The organism is Xanthomonas sp. NCPPB 3582, assembly GCF_041475735.2.
GTDB classification, from domain to species: domain Bacteria; phylum Pseudomonadota; class Gammaproteobacteria; order Xanthomonadales; family Xanthomonadaceae; genus Xanthomonas; species Xanthomonas codiaei.
Genome location: NZ_CM192968.1, coordinates 18,533 through 34,152 on the forward strand (window position 1 = coordinate 18,533; position 15,620 = coordinate 34,152).

Here is a 15,620-nt window from a genome sequence, read left to right on the forward strand (position 1 = left end):
CCGCGCAGCAAGCAGGGCGGCTGAAATGCCGCCACCGGCATAGAAGCGCGCGACCAAGCCCGCCGCCGCTGAAGCCTGCCTACAAAACACAGCCAACCCGCACCGCCGATCAACCAGCCTTTAACCAATCCCCAATCCCGACTCCCGAATCACCGCTCAGCTCCATACAACACCTGCGCCGACTGGAACAAAATCCAGCTGGTGGCGATGAACTTGTCGCCGCCCACCGGGCGGTTGCCGCGGTGGGTATGGGTGAAGGCGGTGGGCGCGATCAGCAGGCTGCCGGTGCGCGGGCGCGCCTTGCGTTGCTGGAACAGGAATTCGGTTTCGCCTTGCGCGAAATCGTCGTTGAGGTACAGCGTCCATAGCAGGTGCCGGTGCAGCGTGTCGGCGCTGGCATCGCGGGGATACAGCTCGCAATGCCAGTACGGGTAGCCGCCCTGATCGGCGGCGTACCACTGCAGATTGATCGCGCCCGGACGCAGGCAGGTGCGTGCCAGATCGCCCAGCGCCTGGTCGCTCATCTGCACGATGTCCTCGGCCACCAGCCGGTGCGGCGTGCCGTCCGCCGTGGTCACCTGCAGCATCAACGGCGAGATCAGCGCCTGTGGATAGGTGCGCAGATAGGTCAGCACACCGTCGAACACGGCCTGTTGCAGGCGACTCTCCACCGCGGCCCATGCGTCCACGCCGCTGATGCGCAGATCGCGGCTGTGTTTGAGCTCGGGAAATACGCCGCCACCGATGCGGCCCGGATGCAGCTGCTGGCTTTCGCGCATGCGCTGCACGATGGCCGCGCAGTCGTCGGCCGCAATGGCGTTGTCGGTGATCTGGATGAAGTCGGGTTGGCTCATGCGCACGACCATAGCAACCCACGCCGCCGACTGCACCGGTCCCCTTGCCTGCCGCACGTCGGGCCGGCACGTCGCAGGCCTTGCCCCCGTGCGGCGCATGCATCCGGCAGCGCAAAGAAAAACCCCGCCGAAGCGGGGTTTTTCCGGGACGCGTTGCCTGCTGCGACGATCAGAACTTGTAGTTGATCGAAGCGGCCAGGATGTTGCCCTGCACGTCGTAGCTGCCGGCCAGTCGATCGCCGGTGGCGCTGCGGGTGTCGCTGGTCGGGTCGCTGACGAACAGGTGGGTGTAACCGAAGTTGTATTCGGCCTGCTGCGACGGACGCCAGCTCAGACCCAGCGAGACCCACTTGCGGCTGGCATCGGGTACGCGCACGTCGCGGTGCTCGGCGGTGGTCGGGGTCTGGTCGTAGGCCAGGCCGCCACGCAGGGTCAGCGTGTCGCTCACGCGGTAGTCGGCACCGATCGAGGCGAAGGTGGTGTCGCGGTAGGAGAAGTCCAGCAGGCTGTCGGGCTGGTTGGAGGCGAAGTCCACCGTTACCTGGTCGAACTTGCTCCAGGCAGTGCGGGTCACGTCGGCCATGATCGACCACTGCTCGTTCACGTTGTGAGTGAAGCTGGCGGTGGCACTGGCCGGCAGCTTGACGGTGGCGCGGCCCTTGGTGTCGACGAAGGTACCCGGCGCAGCGATACCCAGCACGGCAGCGGCGTTAGGCGGGGTGGTGAAGTCGGCATCGCCGTCGGTGATCTTGTGCTCCACTTGCGAGCGGTAGCTGAAACCGATGTGGGTGTTCTCGTCGATGCTGAACAAGCCACCCAGGGTGAAGCCCACTTCGGTGCTGTCGCCCTTGATGCGCGAGTAGCCATCGGCGCTGCCCGGCGCGAAGCCCGGCACGCGACGCGCAGCCAGGATGCTGCCGAAGTCCACTGCATTGGCCAGATCGATATCCAGACGCTCGGCGAACACCGAGGCACCGAAGGACACGTACGGGTTCACGTCGTAGGAGAACGCGACGTTGAAGTCCAGCGCCTGCAGCTCGGTCTTGGTGCCGTGGTAGCGGCCCACCCAGTCACGGTCGTAGTCGGTCTTGAAGCCGAACGGCACGGTCAGCGAGGTGCCCAGGTGCATGTTGTCGTTCTCGCCGAACGGCACGTGGAAATACATCGCCGGCACCGGCGCGATCATGCCGGCGTCGCCGCCGTTGCCGCCGGAAACCGGCGCGCCGTTGGCGTAGTTGGCGGTCTCGGGATCGAACTTGGCCGAGAAGTGGATGGCGCTGACGTCGGCTTGGAACATGCGGCCGTCCAGCTGGCGCATGCCGGCTGGGTTGTTGACGATGATCGAGGCGTCATCCGGGGCGCTGCCCGAGCCTGCGAACGCGCGGCCGAGGCCCTTGGCGCTGTTTTCCTTCAGCTGGAATGCGGCGCCGTGCGCCTGGCCAACGGCCAGCACACCGGCGATACCAACGGCCAGCAGGGTGGCGCGGCTGAGAGTGGAAGCGGTAGACATAAGTTGTAGCTCTCCGGATAAAGACTGCAATGGTCGGTTCAGCGCCCGCGCCCAGCACCAATCCAGTGCCTGGAGCGCGCCGGAGACCCCCCCCCGACATACGACGCCGTACGCAGTATACCCACCACGATTAACCGAACAATAACGGCTTTAGTCCTGAACGCGCGGCTGGGTTGGGGCTGGGTTCAGGCCCGTGGACCGGCTATTGTGCCAATCCGATGTTCGTCTCCCTCCCCTCCCGCAAGAAGCCCACCCCGCGCTGGGCGGTGCCGCTGCTGTTCGCCGCGGTATGGCTGGCGTATCTGTGGTCGATCAGCCGGCCGGGCGAGGCGCGCAATACGCTGTGGCTGGACTGGGGCGCGCTGTCCAGCGGCGTGTCCAACCTGGGCGACTGGTGGGCGACGCTGCGCGACGGCAGCGTGCTGCGGCTGTTCACCGCGCTGTTCCTGCATGCCGATTGGTCGCACCTGCTGGGCAACCTGGTGTTCCTGCTGATCTTCGGGCTGCCGGCCGAACGCATCCTGGGGCCGTGGCGACTGTTGCTGCTGTTCCTGGTGGGCGGCGCGGCATCCAACCTGGCGGCGATCTTCGCCATCGGCACGCCGGATCGGGTGATCATCGGCGCCTCGGGCGCGGTGTCGGCCCTGATCGGCACCTACCTGGCGCTGTTTCCCGGTGCCAAGCTCGGGGTGGTGCTGCCGCTGGGGCTGTTCCTGGAATTCATCCGCGTGCCGGCGCCGCTGCTGATCGGCGCATGGGCGCTGCTGCAGGTGGTGTTCGCCTATATCGGCCCGGCGTTCGGCATGGTGGCGTGGTCGGCACATATCGCCGGCTTCGTGTTCGGCATCGTCTACGGGCTGTATGTGCGCGCGGCCATCGCCCGGCGCCTGCGCAAGCGTCACGGGTTCTAGCGCGTCACGCGGCGCGACTGCGTCCACTGCATTGGCGCGCCTATAATCGGCGCATGTCCAAGCCTCTGTACAAGGTCACCTTCCTCAATCACGGCAAGGTGTATGAGCTCTACGCACGCGAGGTGACCGGCAGCCATCTGTGGGGCTTCAACCAGATCGGCGAGCTGGTCTTCGACGTGCACGACGGGCTGGTGGTGGATCCCACCGAAGAACGCCTGCGCGAAGAATTCGGCAACACCAAGACCTTGCACCTGCCGATGCAGAGCATCGTGCGCATCGAAGAGGTGGAAAAGAAAGGCCAGTCGGTGATCCGCGATGCCGCCACCGGCGACAAGGTGGTCACGCCCTTCCCGCTGCTGGGCAAGCCACGCTGATGCGCATTGTGGTGCCCGATGATGACCAGGGCGCCGTGCGTCAGCTGCACTGCCTGCAGCGCTTGCAGGGGCATGACGTGCAGGTCCTCGGCGCGCTCGCCACCGATCCCAACGAATGGGCCGAGCGTCTGGTCCAAGCCGATGCGCTGGTGCTGATCCGCGAACGCACGCGCGTGGATGCCACGCTGCTGCTGCGGCTGCCACGGCTCAGGTTGATCAGCCAGACCGGGCGCGTCGGCGTGCATGTGGACGTGGCCGCCTGCACCCAGTTCGGCGTGGCGGTGGCCGAAGGCGTCGGCTCGCCGGTGGCGCCGGCCGAACTGACCTGGGCCTTGATCCTGTCGGCCAGCAGGCGTCTGGGCGATTACCAGCGGGCCCTGCATCAGGGCCGCTGGCAGGCGCTTGGCGATCCCGGGCTGGGCCGCATGCTGCATGGGCGCACGTTGGGCATCTGGAGCTACGGACGCATCGGCCAACGCGTGGCGCACTTCGGGCGCGCATTCGGCATGCAGGTGCTGGTGTGGGGCGGCAAAGAATCGTGCGCACAGGCGGCGCGCGATGGCTTCGCCATCGCCGACAGCCGCCAGGCGCTGTTCGAACGCAGCGATGTGCTGTCGCTGCATCGCCGGCTGACCGCGCAGACCCGCCACCAGGTCACCGCGCAGGATCTGACGCGCATGCGCACCGATGCCTTGCTGGTCAACACCAGCCGCGCCGAGCTGATCGCCCCCGGTGCCTTACTGGCCGCGCTGGAGACCAGCCGGCCTGCGCAGGCGGCGGTGGATGTATTCGAGCGTGAGCCCGTGCTCGATGCGCACGACGCCCTGCTGCAGCATCCGCGCGTGCTGGCCACGCCGCATCTTGGCTATGTGGAGCGCGACAGCTACGAGCAGTATTTCGAGGCCGCATTCGACAACGTACTGGCGTTTGCCGCCGGTGCACCGCGCAATCTGGTCAATCCAGAGGCGTCGGCGATAGCGCGATAGCGCATGTTTGAAAATGGGGCGATCGGGCAGGCGTGTCGCGGCCAGGGTCGTTCCTGCAAGCGCCTCGGGGTCGATTGCTGATGTTGGATCTGGCCAGCGCCGTGGCGCCGCGTATCGGCGACTGCATGCAGTGGCGCGGCAGTGCCGTCGCACATCGCCTGCGCCCGGCGCGCAGCGGAGGTGATTCCCTCGCTGCGCTATGGCCGGATTACTTGACCGGTTCGGCTGGCGCAGGCGCGGCCGGTTCCACTGGCGCCGCCGGCTTGGTTTTCTCGGCCGGTGCGCTCGGTGTGTCGGCGGGCTTGGGCTTGTCGGTCGCTGCCGGCCGCGCTGCCGCCGGCTTGGGCTCGGCGGCGGTCTTGGCGGCCTTTGCCTTCTGCGCTGCCTGGGCCTTGGCCTTGCGCGCGGCCTGTGCCTTGGCGGCCGAGCCGGGCTGCTTGAGTTCGGACAGGGCCGCGGCGATCGGGCCGTCGCCCGGCAGCACGTCGCCGGCGCTGTAGCCCTCCTCGCCTTCGTCGTCGCCACGCAGATGGCCCGGCAAGGTGGCTTCGCTGTAGTCGGCCAGGCTGGCCGGCACATCGGCGTCGCCCGGCTGCGGCTCGGGCGTCAGCTGCACTTCCGGCACGATGCCGCTGGCCTGGATCGACTTGCCGCTGGGCGTGTAATAGCGCGCGGTGGTGAGCTTGACCGAGTCGCCGTTATCCAGCGGCAGCACGGTCTGCACCGAGCCCTTGCCGAAGGTGCGGCTGCCGACGATGCGCGCGCGCTGGTTGTCGCGCAGCGCGCCGGCCAGCACCTCCGAGGCGCTGGCCGAGCCGGCGTCCACCAGCACCACCACCGGTGCGCCGCCGAGCAGGTCGCCCGGGGTGGCATCGAACTTGGCGTCGCTGATGGAGATGCGCCCGCGCGTGCTGACGATGTTGCCCTTGTCGAGCAGGTCGTCGGCCACCTGCACCGCCGAGGTCAGCAGCCCACCCGGATTGCTGCGCAGATCCAGCACCAGGCCGCGCAGCTTGCCGCCGGCCTGCAGCTGCTTGAGGTTCTTCTGGAAGTCGGCGCCGGTGTCGGCCTGGAAGGTGCTGATGCGGATATAGCCGTAGCCCGGCTCCAGCAACTTGCTGCGCACGCTGGCCACGCGGATGGTCTGGCGTTGCAGGGTCACATCGAACGGCTTGGGTGCCTTGTCGCGCACGATGGTCAGGGTGACCTTGCTGCCGGATTCGCCGCGCAGCGGTTCCATCGCCTTGCTGGCATCGATCGGCTTGCCGTCGATGGCCACGATCACATCGCCGGCGCGGATGCCGGCACGCGCGGCCGGGGTGTCGTCGATCGGTGCGATCACCTTGAGCGTGTTGTCCTGCTGCTGCAGCAATTCCACGCCGATGCCGTCGTAGGCGCCGCTGGCCTGTTCGTCGAATGCTTCGGCGTCTTCCTTGTCGAAATAGGTGCTGTGCGGATCCAGGTCCGAGAGCAGGCCGCGCACGGCCGCATGCATCAGCTTCTTGTCCTCGACCGGGTCGACGTAGGCCTGCTTGACCGCGTTGTACACCGCCACGAAGCGGCGGATCTCGTCCAGCGGCACCTTGGAGACGGCGGCTTCATCGGCTTCCGGGTCGTCCGCGGTGGCCTGGGCGGCGGCGGCGGGACGGGCGGTCTGCGCCCAACCAGGCGACGCGAACAAGGCCAGCGACAGGGCAACGGACAGGACGGCTACGCGCATGAAGCACTCCGACAAAGAGATAAGACGCCCCGCAGCGCGGGGCTGACCGGATTATGCGCGAAGCAGCGGTAAATCCGCGTTGAATTGCGCGGGCATTGCGCAGGCGGTTGCAGGGCAGCCAGCTGCAAGGCCGGTAGCGGACGGGGTGCCCTGTGTCGTGGTGCTGCTCTGGCGCAACGCATTGCATCTGGCAGGCAAGGCGCCCGGCGGTCACACCGCCGGCAGCATCGCCCCTGTGCCCTGCTGGAAGGCTGCAAGCGCTCCCCATCACCGCCATCGCGCGCGGCGACTAACGGCGCTGCAGCCAGCTCGACGGATCCACCGGCTGGCCGTTGCGGCGCAATTCGAAATACAGCGCCGGCACGCCCTGCCCGCCGGAGCTGCCGACCTTGGCCACCGCATCGCCGCGCTTGATCGCCGCGCCTGCATCGCGCAGCAAGGTGTCGTTGTGCGCGTACAGGCTCATGTAGCCGTTGCCGTGATCGACGATCAGGATCATGCCGTAGCCGGTCATCCAGTCGGAGAACACCACCGTGCCATCGGCCACCGCGCTGACGGTGGTGCCCTTGGGCGCACCGATCAACACGCCCTTGCTGGTGTGGCCATCGGGCAAGGTGGCGTTGAAGCGCGCCAGCAGATTGCCCGACACCGGCCAGCTGAGCCCTCCCACCTTGGGCGCTGGCGCGCTGGCCACGACCTTGGGCGGTGTCTTGCCGGCACGCTCGGGGCGCTCGGATTTGCTGCGTTTGGCCTGGGCGGCGGCTTCGGCGGCGGCGCGCTTGGCCGCGGCGCGTCGTTCGGCTTCGGCCTTGGCGGCAGCGGCACGCAGATTGGCGAGCAGCTGCTCCAGCGCCTTGGCGTCCTGGCCCAGCGCCTTTTCGCGTTCGGCGCGTTGTCTGTAGCGGTCGTCCAGTTGCGCGACGGTGGCGGCCTGTTGCGAGCGATCCTTCTGCAGGGCTGCAGCCTGCGCCTTCTGCTGCGCGTGCGCAGCGTCCAGTGCCTGGCGACGGCTGGCGATGTCCTGTTCCACCTGCGCCAATGCGTCCAGCTGGCTGGTCAGGGCATGGATCTGCTGCGCGCGTGCGTTCTGCACGTAGCGGTGGTCGGCCAGCATGCGCGTGGCATCGCCCACGGTGTCCTGCGATAGCAATACCTTCAACGGTGCATTGCGGCCAACCTGGTCGGCGGCGCGCAGCAACGCGGCCAACTGCGCGCGCCGGCCCTGCAGGCCACGCTGCAGGCGCGCGCGGTCCTGCTGCAGCGTGGACAGGTGCTGCTGCTGGGTCTGCATCGCCGCTTCGGTTTCGCTGAGCGCGCGGGCGGCCCTGGCGACCTTCTCATCGGCCTGACGCAGCTGCTGGGCGGCGGTGCCGCGCTTGCCTTCCAGCTCGCGCCGATCGGCGCTGATGGTCTTGAGTTCGTCGCGCAGCTGCTGCAGCTTGCGCTCGGTCTCGCGCTGGCTCTGCGCTGCCACGCCGGCGCTGCCCAGCAGTGCGCACGCCAACGCGGCCGCGGCCAAGCACGCGCGGCCACGGCCGCTGGCGAGGGCGAACGGCGGGCGCGGCAGCGATGCGGGCGAAGAGGCCAACGAACGATCCAGTGACTTCAGGCAGGTGCGCGATTGTAGCCACCCATGGTGTGATCGCCGCCACGTCCCACATTGCCGCCACCGCGCGAGGTTCAGCATGAAGCCCCGAGTTCTTCTCCTGACGTTGTCCCTGGCCTGCGCGAGCGCCTGGGCCGACGACGACATCAGCAAGGTCAATGGCCGCATCAGCGCCGAAGCCGGCAAGGTGTATGGCGGCCTGGAAACGGTCAACGGCGCGATCGAGGTCGGTGCCGGCGCGCAGACCAAGGACGTGGAGACCGTCAACGGCGGTATCCAGATCGGCAATGGCGCACGCACCGGCGACGTGTCCACGGTCAACGGCGCGATCTCCCTGGGCCAGAAAGTAACCGTGTCCGGCGGGCTGGAAACGGTCAACGGCAGCATCCTCACCGAGCGCGGCAGCCAGATCAGCGGCGGGGTGGAAACGGTCAACGGCAGCATCGGCCTGGTGGGCACCGAGCTCGGCAAGGGTATCGAGACGGTCAATGGCGACATCACCGTCGGGGTAGATTCGCATGTGCGCGGCGGCATCCAGGTGACCAAGCCGAACTTCGGTTTTTCGTTCAAGCCGGCGCGCAAGCCGCGCGTGGTGATCGGCCCCAAGGCCGTGGTCGACGGGCCGCTGCATTTCGAGCGCGAGGTGGATCTATACGTGCACCGCAGCGCCAAGATCGGTACGGTCAGCGGAGCCACTGCCCGCAGCTTCGACAGCGACGTGGCGCCCAAGGACTGACGCGCTCACCACACGGACGCTCTAAGATCGGAACTCCGTTGCACGAGGAGTTCCGATGCCCCGCAAGATCCTGTTGTGCCTGGCCGCGACCCTGGCCATGGCCGGCTGCAAGCGCGAATCGGTCGATGCGCCGGCCGCCCCGGCGGCGCAGACGCCAGCCGACGCTGCGCCCAACGCTCCGCTCAGCCGGCACGCGTTCTCGCCGGAGCTGACCGCCGGTGACTTTGCCGAGCTGGTCAAGACGCTGGCCTCGGACGACTTCGAAGGCCGCGGCCCGGGCACGCCCGGCGAAGAAAAGACCGTGACCTACATCCGCGACCAGATGCAGCGCATCGGCTTGCAGCCGGGCAACGGCGACAGCTGGTTCCAGGACGTGCCGATGGTGGAAACCACCGCCGATGCGGCCACCGCGCCCAGCCTGCGCAGCGGCGAGCGGACCCGCACCCTCGCCTTCGGTACCGACATCGTGGTGGGCACGCGTACCGGCCAGCCGGAGGTCAAGCTGGACAACAGCGCGCTGGTGTTCGTCGGCTACGGCGTGGATGCGCCCGAGCAGCAGTGGAACGATTACGCCGGCCAGGACTGGAAGGGCAAGACGGTGGTGATGTTCGTCAACGACCCCGGCTTCCATTCTGGCGATGCCAAGCTGTTCGACGGCAAGCGCATGACCTACTACGGACGCTGGACGTACAAGTTCGAGGAAGCCGCGCGCAAGGGTGCGGCCGCCGCATTGATCGTGCACGACACTCCTGGCGCCAGCTATGGCTGGGAGGTGGTCAAGAACTCCTGGTCCGGCCCGCAATACGACCTGCCGGCCAAGGACGACCCGGACCCACGCCTGCCGGTGCAGGGCTGGATCAGCGCCGACACCGCCAAGCAGCTCTTCGCCGATGCCGGGTTGGATCTGGCGCAGGCGTACAAGGACGCCGGCAAGCGCGGCTTCAAGCCGGTGCCGTTGAAGGCCAGCTGGTCGGTGGACCTGAAAAGCAGCATCGCCGAGAAGACCTCGCGCAACGTGGTCGGCGTGCTGCCGGGCACCAGCCATGCCGACGAGGCGGTGCTGTACATGGCGCACTGGGATCACCTGGGCAAGCATGCGGGCGAGAGCGGCGACAACATCTACAACGGCGCGGTGGACAACGCCACCGGCGTGGCCGGCATCCTGGAAATCGCCGATGCGTTCGCGCACCAGGACCCCAAGCCGGAGCGGTCGGTGGTGTTCGTGGCGGTGACCCTGGAAGAGTCCGGCCTGCTCGGCTCCAAGTATTACGTCGCCAACCCGAGCTTCCCGCTGGACAAGATCGCCGCGGTGATCAACATCGACGCGATGTCGGTGGCCGGCCGCGCGCGCGACATGACGGTGGTGGGCATGGGCAGTTCGGAGCTGGAGGACATCCTCAAGCCGATCGCGGCGATGCAGGGCCGCAGCCTGCATGCCGAAGCCACACCGGAAAGCGGCTCGTATTTCCGTTCGGATCATTTCAACTTCGCCAAGGCCGGCGTGCCGGCCCTGTATGCCGACGGCGGGGAAGACCTGCGCGAAGGCGGCACCGCGGCCGGGCGTGCGGCGGCCGAGGACTACGGCCGCCATCGCTACCATGCACCCGGCGATCAATACGATGCGGCCACCTGGAAACTCGATGGCACCATCGAAGACCTGCAGGCGATGTATGGCGTGGGCAAGGAAGTGGCGGCGGGTGGACGTTGGCCGAACTGGTACGCCGGCAATCCGTTCAAGGCCGCGCGCGACCGCATGATGGCCGGCAAGCCGGCCGCCAGTGCGAGCACGGCGCAGCCAGCCGGCGGCGAGCCTGGCGCAACCAGCGGCAAGACTGTGGAAACGAACAAGGCCTCATCCGCGCGCTGACGCTTGCGGCTGCGCCGCCGCCGCGACTGTGGCGGCGCAGCCACGAAAGAGTCGCGCGCGGTGGGTGGTGAGACGTGGAATGCATCACGCAAAGGGCCTCCGCTGGGAGGCCCTTTGCGTTGCCGGGGTAGTGTGATGCATTGGCTGCTGGCCAAGCGATGCGGTGAGACGCCACGCCGCCGGTCTAGGAATGCGTAGCTGCCGCGGCAGACACGCATGTATCGATCGCATCGTGGCAGGTCGGTCGCAGCGCCTGCAGCACGAGCAGCAACGCCTCACGCACTCAGCGTGCTGGCATGAAGCCGCCGCACTCAATCGCCGTCGACGCTGACAACATGGCCGTCGTCCGGATCGACATGCAGCTCGACCTCCTGCCCGTTGCGCTTGGCATCGGCTTTCCACAATCCGTCCTTGAACTTGAGGTCGTGCACATCGCTGTAGCCGCCGGTGGACAGCGCTGCGCGTACATCGGCCTCGCTCAGGCGCGAGGTGGTCTGATCGCCGTACACGCGGCCGGTCACCGGATCGATGTGCACGTCCACATCCTTGCCGTCGCCACTGCGGGCATCTGCGGTCCACACGCCATGCTCGAACTTGACGTCGTGCACCTTGGTGTAGCCCTTGGCGGTCAGCATGCTGGTGACTTCGGTGGAGGTCAGCGCCTTGGCCGGCTTGGCGGCGTCCTGTGCGAACGCGCCCTGCGAGGCCAGGGTCAATGCGCCGATCAATGCGGTGGTCATCATGCGATGTGCCATGAGAGGCTCCTGCTGTTGAAGTGGAGCCATGCTGGCTGCGCCGATATCGTGAAAGGGTGAAGAGATCGCCAAGGCGGCAAGCAAAGTTCAGTTAACTGAAGGCGCTGTGCATCCGGCCCACGCTGTCATCGCTGAGTCACGACGTGCACCGCTTGGATTGCCACTTCGGCGTGCGCATCGCGCATGGCCGGCTGCAACCAGGCCGCCCTTCGGCGGTCTGGTCGATGCGCTCAGCGGGCTTTTTTTGCAGCGGCCGGCGCGCGCGCCGCAGCGGCCGGTGCGCGTGTTGCGCGCGCTGCCTGCGGCGACAGGATGGTCATCTGCGGCTTGTCGGTGCCGTCCTTGTTCGGGTGCACGTTGTAGGCATACGACAGGTTCCACCACGAGCCCGCCGCCCACCAGGTCCAGCCCATCCACACATCGGCGTTGCTTTCCATGTAGGCCAGCATGCCTTGCAGGGCGGCGTTGCAGACCGCGTTGTGCGCCGTGCCGAACTCGCCGAGAAAGCCACGCTTGCGATTGGCGCGCAGCCACTCGGTGAAATTACGCAGACGCTCCGCGCCGATGGTGGCGCTGACGCAGACGCTGTTGGTGCCGCTGGAATCGGCATCCAGATACTGATGCACCTCGAAGGCGTAGCGATTGAGCGGGTCGTAGATCGACGCCAGCGCGGTGGCGTTGGACTGACCGTCGCTGGTGGGCGAGTACCAACTATGCGCACCGGTCCACAGTGCGCCGGGCACCAGGATCAGGTTGTTGGCGCCGGTCCTGCGGATTGCATCGATGGCGGCCTGCGCAGTTGCGGCCCATTCGCTGGAAGAAATGTTGTTGGGCTCATTCATCAGCCCGAAAATCACCGCATTGTCGCTGTTGAACGCCAACGCCAGACGACGCCAGAGATCGGTGAACGTGGACACCGGTACTTCCGGCCCGCCGATCCTGTAGCCGTAGTACTTGGCATAGTTGTGGACATCGATCACCAGATACATGCCGGAAGCCTTGGCACGCGCCACTGCCTGTTGCAGCAATGCCAGCTGCGCAGGATCCAGCTCGCCACGCGCGCTGGGTTGCAGGCGCTCCCAGAGAATGGGCAAGCGGATGGTGTTCATTCCAACTCCGGCGAAATAGCTGTAATCGCTCGCCGAGGCGTACATGTAATCCTTGTTGAGTACGCCGGGTTTTTTCGACGATGCGAATTCGGCACCGGAAAGATTGACACCGGCATAGCTGAGTGCGCGCGTCTGGGCCTGTGCGGGCGACTGCCCGGCCAGCAACAGCAAACACAGGGCGCACGCGGCGGCGAAATGCTGCAATGAGAGAGACAGACGTGACATGAAGCAACTCCTGGACGGGGAAGATGCGTCGCAGCCCCGTTGGCGTGCGATCGGCGCAGGCTGCGCTGCATCTGCCTGTTGCAATGCATCACGTGTGCCAAAGGGCAGCGCCGCGATGAATCGCTCCAGAAGTGCCACTTGCCGCACATTCGATGCGGTTGAGCACGTTCAGTTCGGCGTATCACATGGGTATCGAAGACGGCGTGATTCCACGCGCGTGCTGGGAGTGCCGACATGCTGGCGTTGCCACGCGCTGCGCCAGTTGCGTGGCGCCATTACGGTGACGCGTTGGTCGCGCGCACTTCATAGAGAGCGATGCCGTCGCGCGACGGCATCGCGTGGGGAACCGGCGGTGGTATCGGTCAGCGCGTGACGCGGCGCGCATGCGCGCTCAGGATGGACAGCTGGGGTTTGTCGCGCCCGTTGGCATCGGGCTGTAGCGTGAATGGGTAATCCGCGCGCCACCACACACCGGCCGCCCACACGCTGGAGCCCACCCAGACATCGCGATTGGCTTCCAGGTAGCGCAACATGTCGTCCAGCGCACGCATGCACGTCGGGTTGCTGGAGGCGCCGAATTCTCCGAGAAATCCACGCTTGCGCTGGCTACGCAGCCAGCCGGTGAAACTGCGCAGGCGCTCGGAACCGATGGTGGGACTGACGCATCCGGCACGGGTGCCGCTGGAATCGGCATCCAGGTACTGGTGCACTTCGATGGCGTAGCGATTGAGCGGATCTCGAATAGCGGCCATCGCCACGGCATTGGATTGTCCGGCGATGGTGGAGTACCAACTATGCGCACCTGACCACAGCGCACCGGGCACAAGGATGAGGTTGTTGGCGCCGGTGGCGCGAATGCTGTCGATCGCCGCTTGCGCGGCGGCCGCCCAGTTCTCTGGAGCGATGTCGTAAGGCTCGTTCATCAGCCCGAACATCACCGCGTTATCGCTCCTGAAGGCCACGGCCAGGCGCCGCCACAGATCGGTGAAAGTCTTGATCGGTACGCGCGAGGTCCCGATCTTCTGGCCGTAATACTTCGCGTAGTTATGGATATCCAGGATCAGCACCATCCTGGCAGCCTTGGCATTGGCCACTGCCTGCCGAATCAATGCCAGCTGGGCGGGATCGAGTTCGCCCTGAGCCTTGGGTTGCAGGCGTTCCCAGGCAATGGGCAAACGCACCACGTTCATGCCGGTATCGGCGAAGTGCCGGTACTCGTTGGCGGCGGGATAGCGATAGTCGACATTGACGATGCCAGGGCGTTTGGCCGAGGCGATTTCTGCACCGGATAGATTGATGCCTGCATAGCGCAACGCACCGCTTTGGGCCTGCGCCTGCGGAAGCGCGGCCACAAACAACAGCAATAGCGCACAGCACAGCAGCTGGCGCGGCCAGGTGGGGGAGGGGGACATGGGGGAACTCCTAAAGCATCTGCGGGGGAAATGCGTTGCAGCTGCCTTTCGCTCGGCAACACAACACATCGCCATCAGCGTATGCGCATCGATGGCGTGCAACTACGGATGCGAGGTATCACTGGATCAAGCTGTGCGCGACTTCGCAGTGCGGAGTGGTCGTGGTCGATGCAATGCGCCATCGCCACACGGGTACATCGATGCCGTCCGTCGCAACTGCCGCACCATGCCTGCACGCGGCGCAGCGCAGAGTATCTCCGGCCGAAGTGATTGCCAGGCCAGGGGCCCCAACCTGGCAACGAGGGCGATTAGTCGCCCCCTCCGCGCCGCGCACCTGCCTGCACGCTGCGCGGCGCGTTACGGCGCGGGCGACCGCCAGCGCCTTGCCGGCCCCGTACGCGCCTGTTCCACGGGTGTCAGTGCCTGCCGGCACGCCGTGCGTATTTGCTCAGGATGCGCATCTGCGGCTTGTCGCTGCCATCCTTGCCCGGCTGCACGGTGAAGAAGTAGTCCGGCTTCCACCACGCGCCGGCCGCCCACCAGGTCCAGCCCAGCCAGACGTCGCTGTTCTTCTCCATGTACGTCAGCATGCCTTCCAGGGCCTTGTCGCAGACCGGATTGTCGGCGGTGCCGAATTCGCCCAGGAAGCCCTTCTGTTTGTTCTCGCGCAGCCAGTCGGTGAACCCGCGCAGCTTCTCTGCGCCTACGCTGTCGCTGGTGCACTGCGGCTTGGTGCCGCTGTAGTCGTTGTCCAGGTACTGGTGCGCTTCGAACGCCAGGTGGTTGCCGGGATCCTTGAGGATGGCCAGCGCCTTGGCGTTGGACACGCCATAGCTGGCGCTGCGCCAACTGTGCGCACCGGTATACGCGGTGCCCGGCACCAGGATGAGATTCTTCGCACCGGTCTTGCGGATCGCATTGATCGCACCTTGCGCGGCGGCTGCCCAATCCGGCGCGGAGATGCCATTGGGCTCGTTCATCAATCCGAAGATCACCGACTTGTCGTCCTTGAACTCCAGCGCCAGCCGGCGCCACAGGTCGGCCAGGGCGCCGGCGGGAACCTCGTCGGTGCCGATGCGCTTGCCGTTGTACTTGGCGTAGTTGTGCAGATCCAGGATCAGGAACTGTTTGTTGGCCTTGGCCGCTGCCAGCGATTTCTTGATCAGACCGAGCTGAGTCGCATCCAGATCGCCATTGAGCTGGGGCTGCAGGCGCTCCCACAGGAACGGCAGCCGCACCGTGTTCATGCCCTTGCCGGCGAAATAGCTGAAGTCCGAGGCGGCAGGATAGGTGTAGTCCTTGAACAGCACGCCCGGCTTCTTGCGCGAATTGAATTCCGCGCCGGACAGATTGACGCCAACGTACTTCAGGCCGGTGGGCGAGGTGTGCGGGCCGCCCGGCTCCTTGGCGTGGGCCAGCGGTACCGCTGCAAGCAGGGAAAGCGCCAGCGCTGCGATATGCAGGCGGACAGGGCGTGGGGGAGCGCGGAACATGGAAGCCTCCTTCGGCATCGACGTGGTGGCCGCGGGGGGAGGGCACGGCCAAGTGGGATGGT

Annotated in this window: 13 protein-coding genes; 5 read left to right on the plus strand and 8 right to left on the minus strand. The window is 66.6% G+C overall.

Going from position 1 to position 15,620, the window contains the following annotated elements; genetic code table 11:
• Positions 1-149: 149 nt before the first annotated feature.
• Both ACCQ05_RS00090 and ACCQ05_RS00095 read right to left on the minus strand, forming a co-directional pair.
• The gene (locus tag ACCQ05_RS00090) at positions 150-854 is read right to left on the minus strand and encodes a 2OG-Fe(II) oxygenase (protein ID WP_372392516.1); all 705 of its coding nucleotides are present in this window, start codon (positions 852-854) and stop codon (positions 150-152) included.
• 169 nt (positions 855-1,023) lie between these two features.
• Positions 1,024-2,364 carry an outer membrane protein transport protein gene (locus tag ACCQ05_RS00095; RefSeq protein WP_104543005.1) on the minus strand — a complete coding sequence of 447 codons (1,341 nt, stop codon included), beginning with the start codon at positions 2,362-2,364 and terminating at the stop codon, positions 1,024-1,026.
• A gap of 218 nt (positions 2,365-2,582) precedes the next feature.
• Here ACCQ05_RS00095 and ACCQ05_RS00100 point away from each other — a divergent pair, with 218 nt between their 5' ends.
• The 3 genes from ACCQ05_RS00100 to ACCQ05_RS00110 are packed head-to-tail and all read left to right on the plus strand — an operon-like array spanning position 2,583 to position 4,635.
• Complete coding sequence (locus ACCQ05_RS00100) at positions 2,583-3,275, plus strand: rhomboid family intramembrane serine protease (protein WP_024939139.1); 693 nt, start codon at positions 2,583-2,585, stop codon at positions 3,273-3,275.
• A 53-nt stretch (positions 3,276-3,328) separates the two neighbouring features.
• Positions 3,329-3,649, plus strand: coding sequence for a DUF1820 family protein (locus tag ACCQ05_RS00105; protein WP_372392517.1), 321 nt, complete (start codon positions 3,329-3,331; stop codon positions 3,647-3,649).
• Positions 3,649-4,635 carry a D-2-hydroxyacid dehydrogenase family protein gene (locus tag ACCQ05_RS00110; protein ID WP_372392518.1) on the plus strand — a complete coding sequence of 329 codons (987 nt, stop codon included), beginning with the start codon at positions 3,649-3,651 and terminating at the stop codon, positions 4,633-4,635. The genes ACCQ05_RS00105 and ACCQ05_RS00110 overlap by 1 nt, the downstream gene beginning before the upstream one ends.
• Before the next feature lie 208 nt (positions 4,636-4,843).
• Here ACCQ05_RS00110 and ACCQ05_RS00115 read toward each other — a convergent pair whose 3' ends face one another.
• On the minus strand, positions 4,844-6,355 hold the full coding sequence (locus tag ACCQ05_RS00115) for a S41 family peptidase (RefSeq protein WP_372392520.1): 1,512 nt from the start codon (positions 6,353-6,355) through the stop codon (positions 4,844-4,846).
• 289 nt (positions 6,356-6,644) lie between these two features.
• The gene (locus ACCQ05_RS00120; protein WP_372392521.1) at positions 6,645-7,943 is read right to left on the minus strand and encodes a murein hydrolase activator EnvC family protein; all 1,299 of its coding nucleotides are present in this window, start codon (positions 7,941-7,943) and stop codon (positions 6,645-6,647) included.
• A 97-nt stretch (positions 7,944-8,040) separates the two neighbouring features.
• Here ACCQ05_RS00120 and ACCQ05_RS00125 point away from each other — a divergent pair, with 97 nt between their 5' ends.
• Together ACCQ05_RS00125 and ACCQ05_RS00130 are read left to right on the plus strand one after the other, a co-directional pair.
• Positions 8,041-8,697: a DUF4097 family beta strand repeat-containing protein gene (locus tag ACCQ05_RS00125; protein WP_372392522.1), complete on the plus strand. Its 657-nt coding sequence runs from the start codon at positions 8,041-8,043 to the stop codon at positions 8,695-8,697.
• A gap of 55 nt (positions 8,698-8,752) precedes the next feature.
• The gene (locus ACCQ05_RS00130; RefSeq protein ID WP_228961729.1) at positions 8,753-10,564 is read left to right on the plus strand and encodes a M28 family metallopeptidase; all 1,812 of its coding nucleotides are present in this window, start codon (positions 8,753-8,755) and stop codon (positions 10,562-10,564) included.
• A 311-nt stretch (positions 10,565-10,875) separates the two neighbouring features.
• Here the strand turns inward: ACCQ05_RS00130 and ACCQ05_RS00135 are convergent, their stop codons facing one another.
• The 4 genes from ACCQ05_RS00135 to ACCQ05_RS00150 form a co-directional block, all read right to left on the minus strand.
• Entirely contained in the window at positions 10,876-11,319 is a 444-nt protein-coding gene (locus ACCQ05_RS00135; RefSeq protein WP_146091951.1) for a PepSY domain-containing protein, read from the minus strand.
• Positions 11,320-11,549: 230 nt separating this feature from the next.
• On the minus strand, positions 11,550-12,653 hold the full coding sequence (locus ACCQ05_RS00140; protein ID WP_228961727.1) for a glycoside hydrolase family 5 protein: 1,104 nt from the start codon (positions 12,651-12,653) through the stop codon (positions 11,550-11,552).
• 362 nt (positions 12,654-13,015) lie between these two features.
• On the minus strand, positions 13,016-14,065 hold the full coding sequence (locus ACCQ05_RS00145; RefSeq protein WP_372392524.1) for a glycoside hydrolase family 5 protein: 1,050 nt from the start codon (positions 14,063-14,065) through the stop codon (positions 13,016-13,018).
• Between the two features lie 416 nt (positions 14,066-14,481).
• Positions 14,482-15,558 (minus strand): glycoside hydrolase family 5 protein, encoded by a 1,077-nt coding sequence (locus tag ACCQ05_RS00150; RefSeq protein WP_372392525.1) that lies wholly within the window; start codon positions 15,556-15,558, stop codon positions 14,482-14,484.
• Positions 15,559-15,620 lie beyond the last annotated feature (62 nt).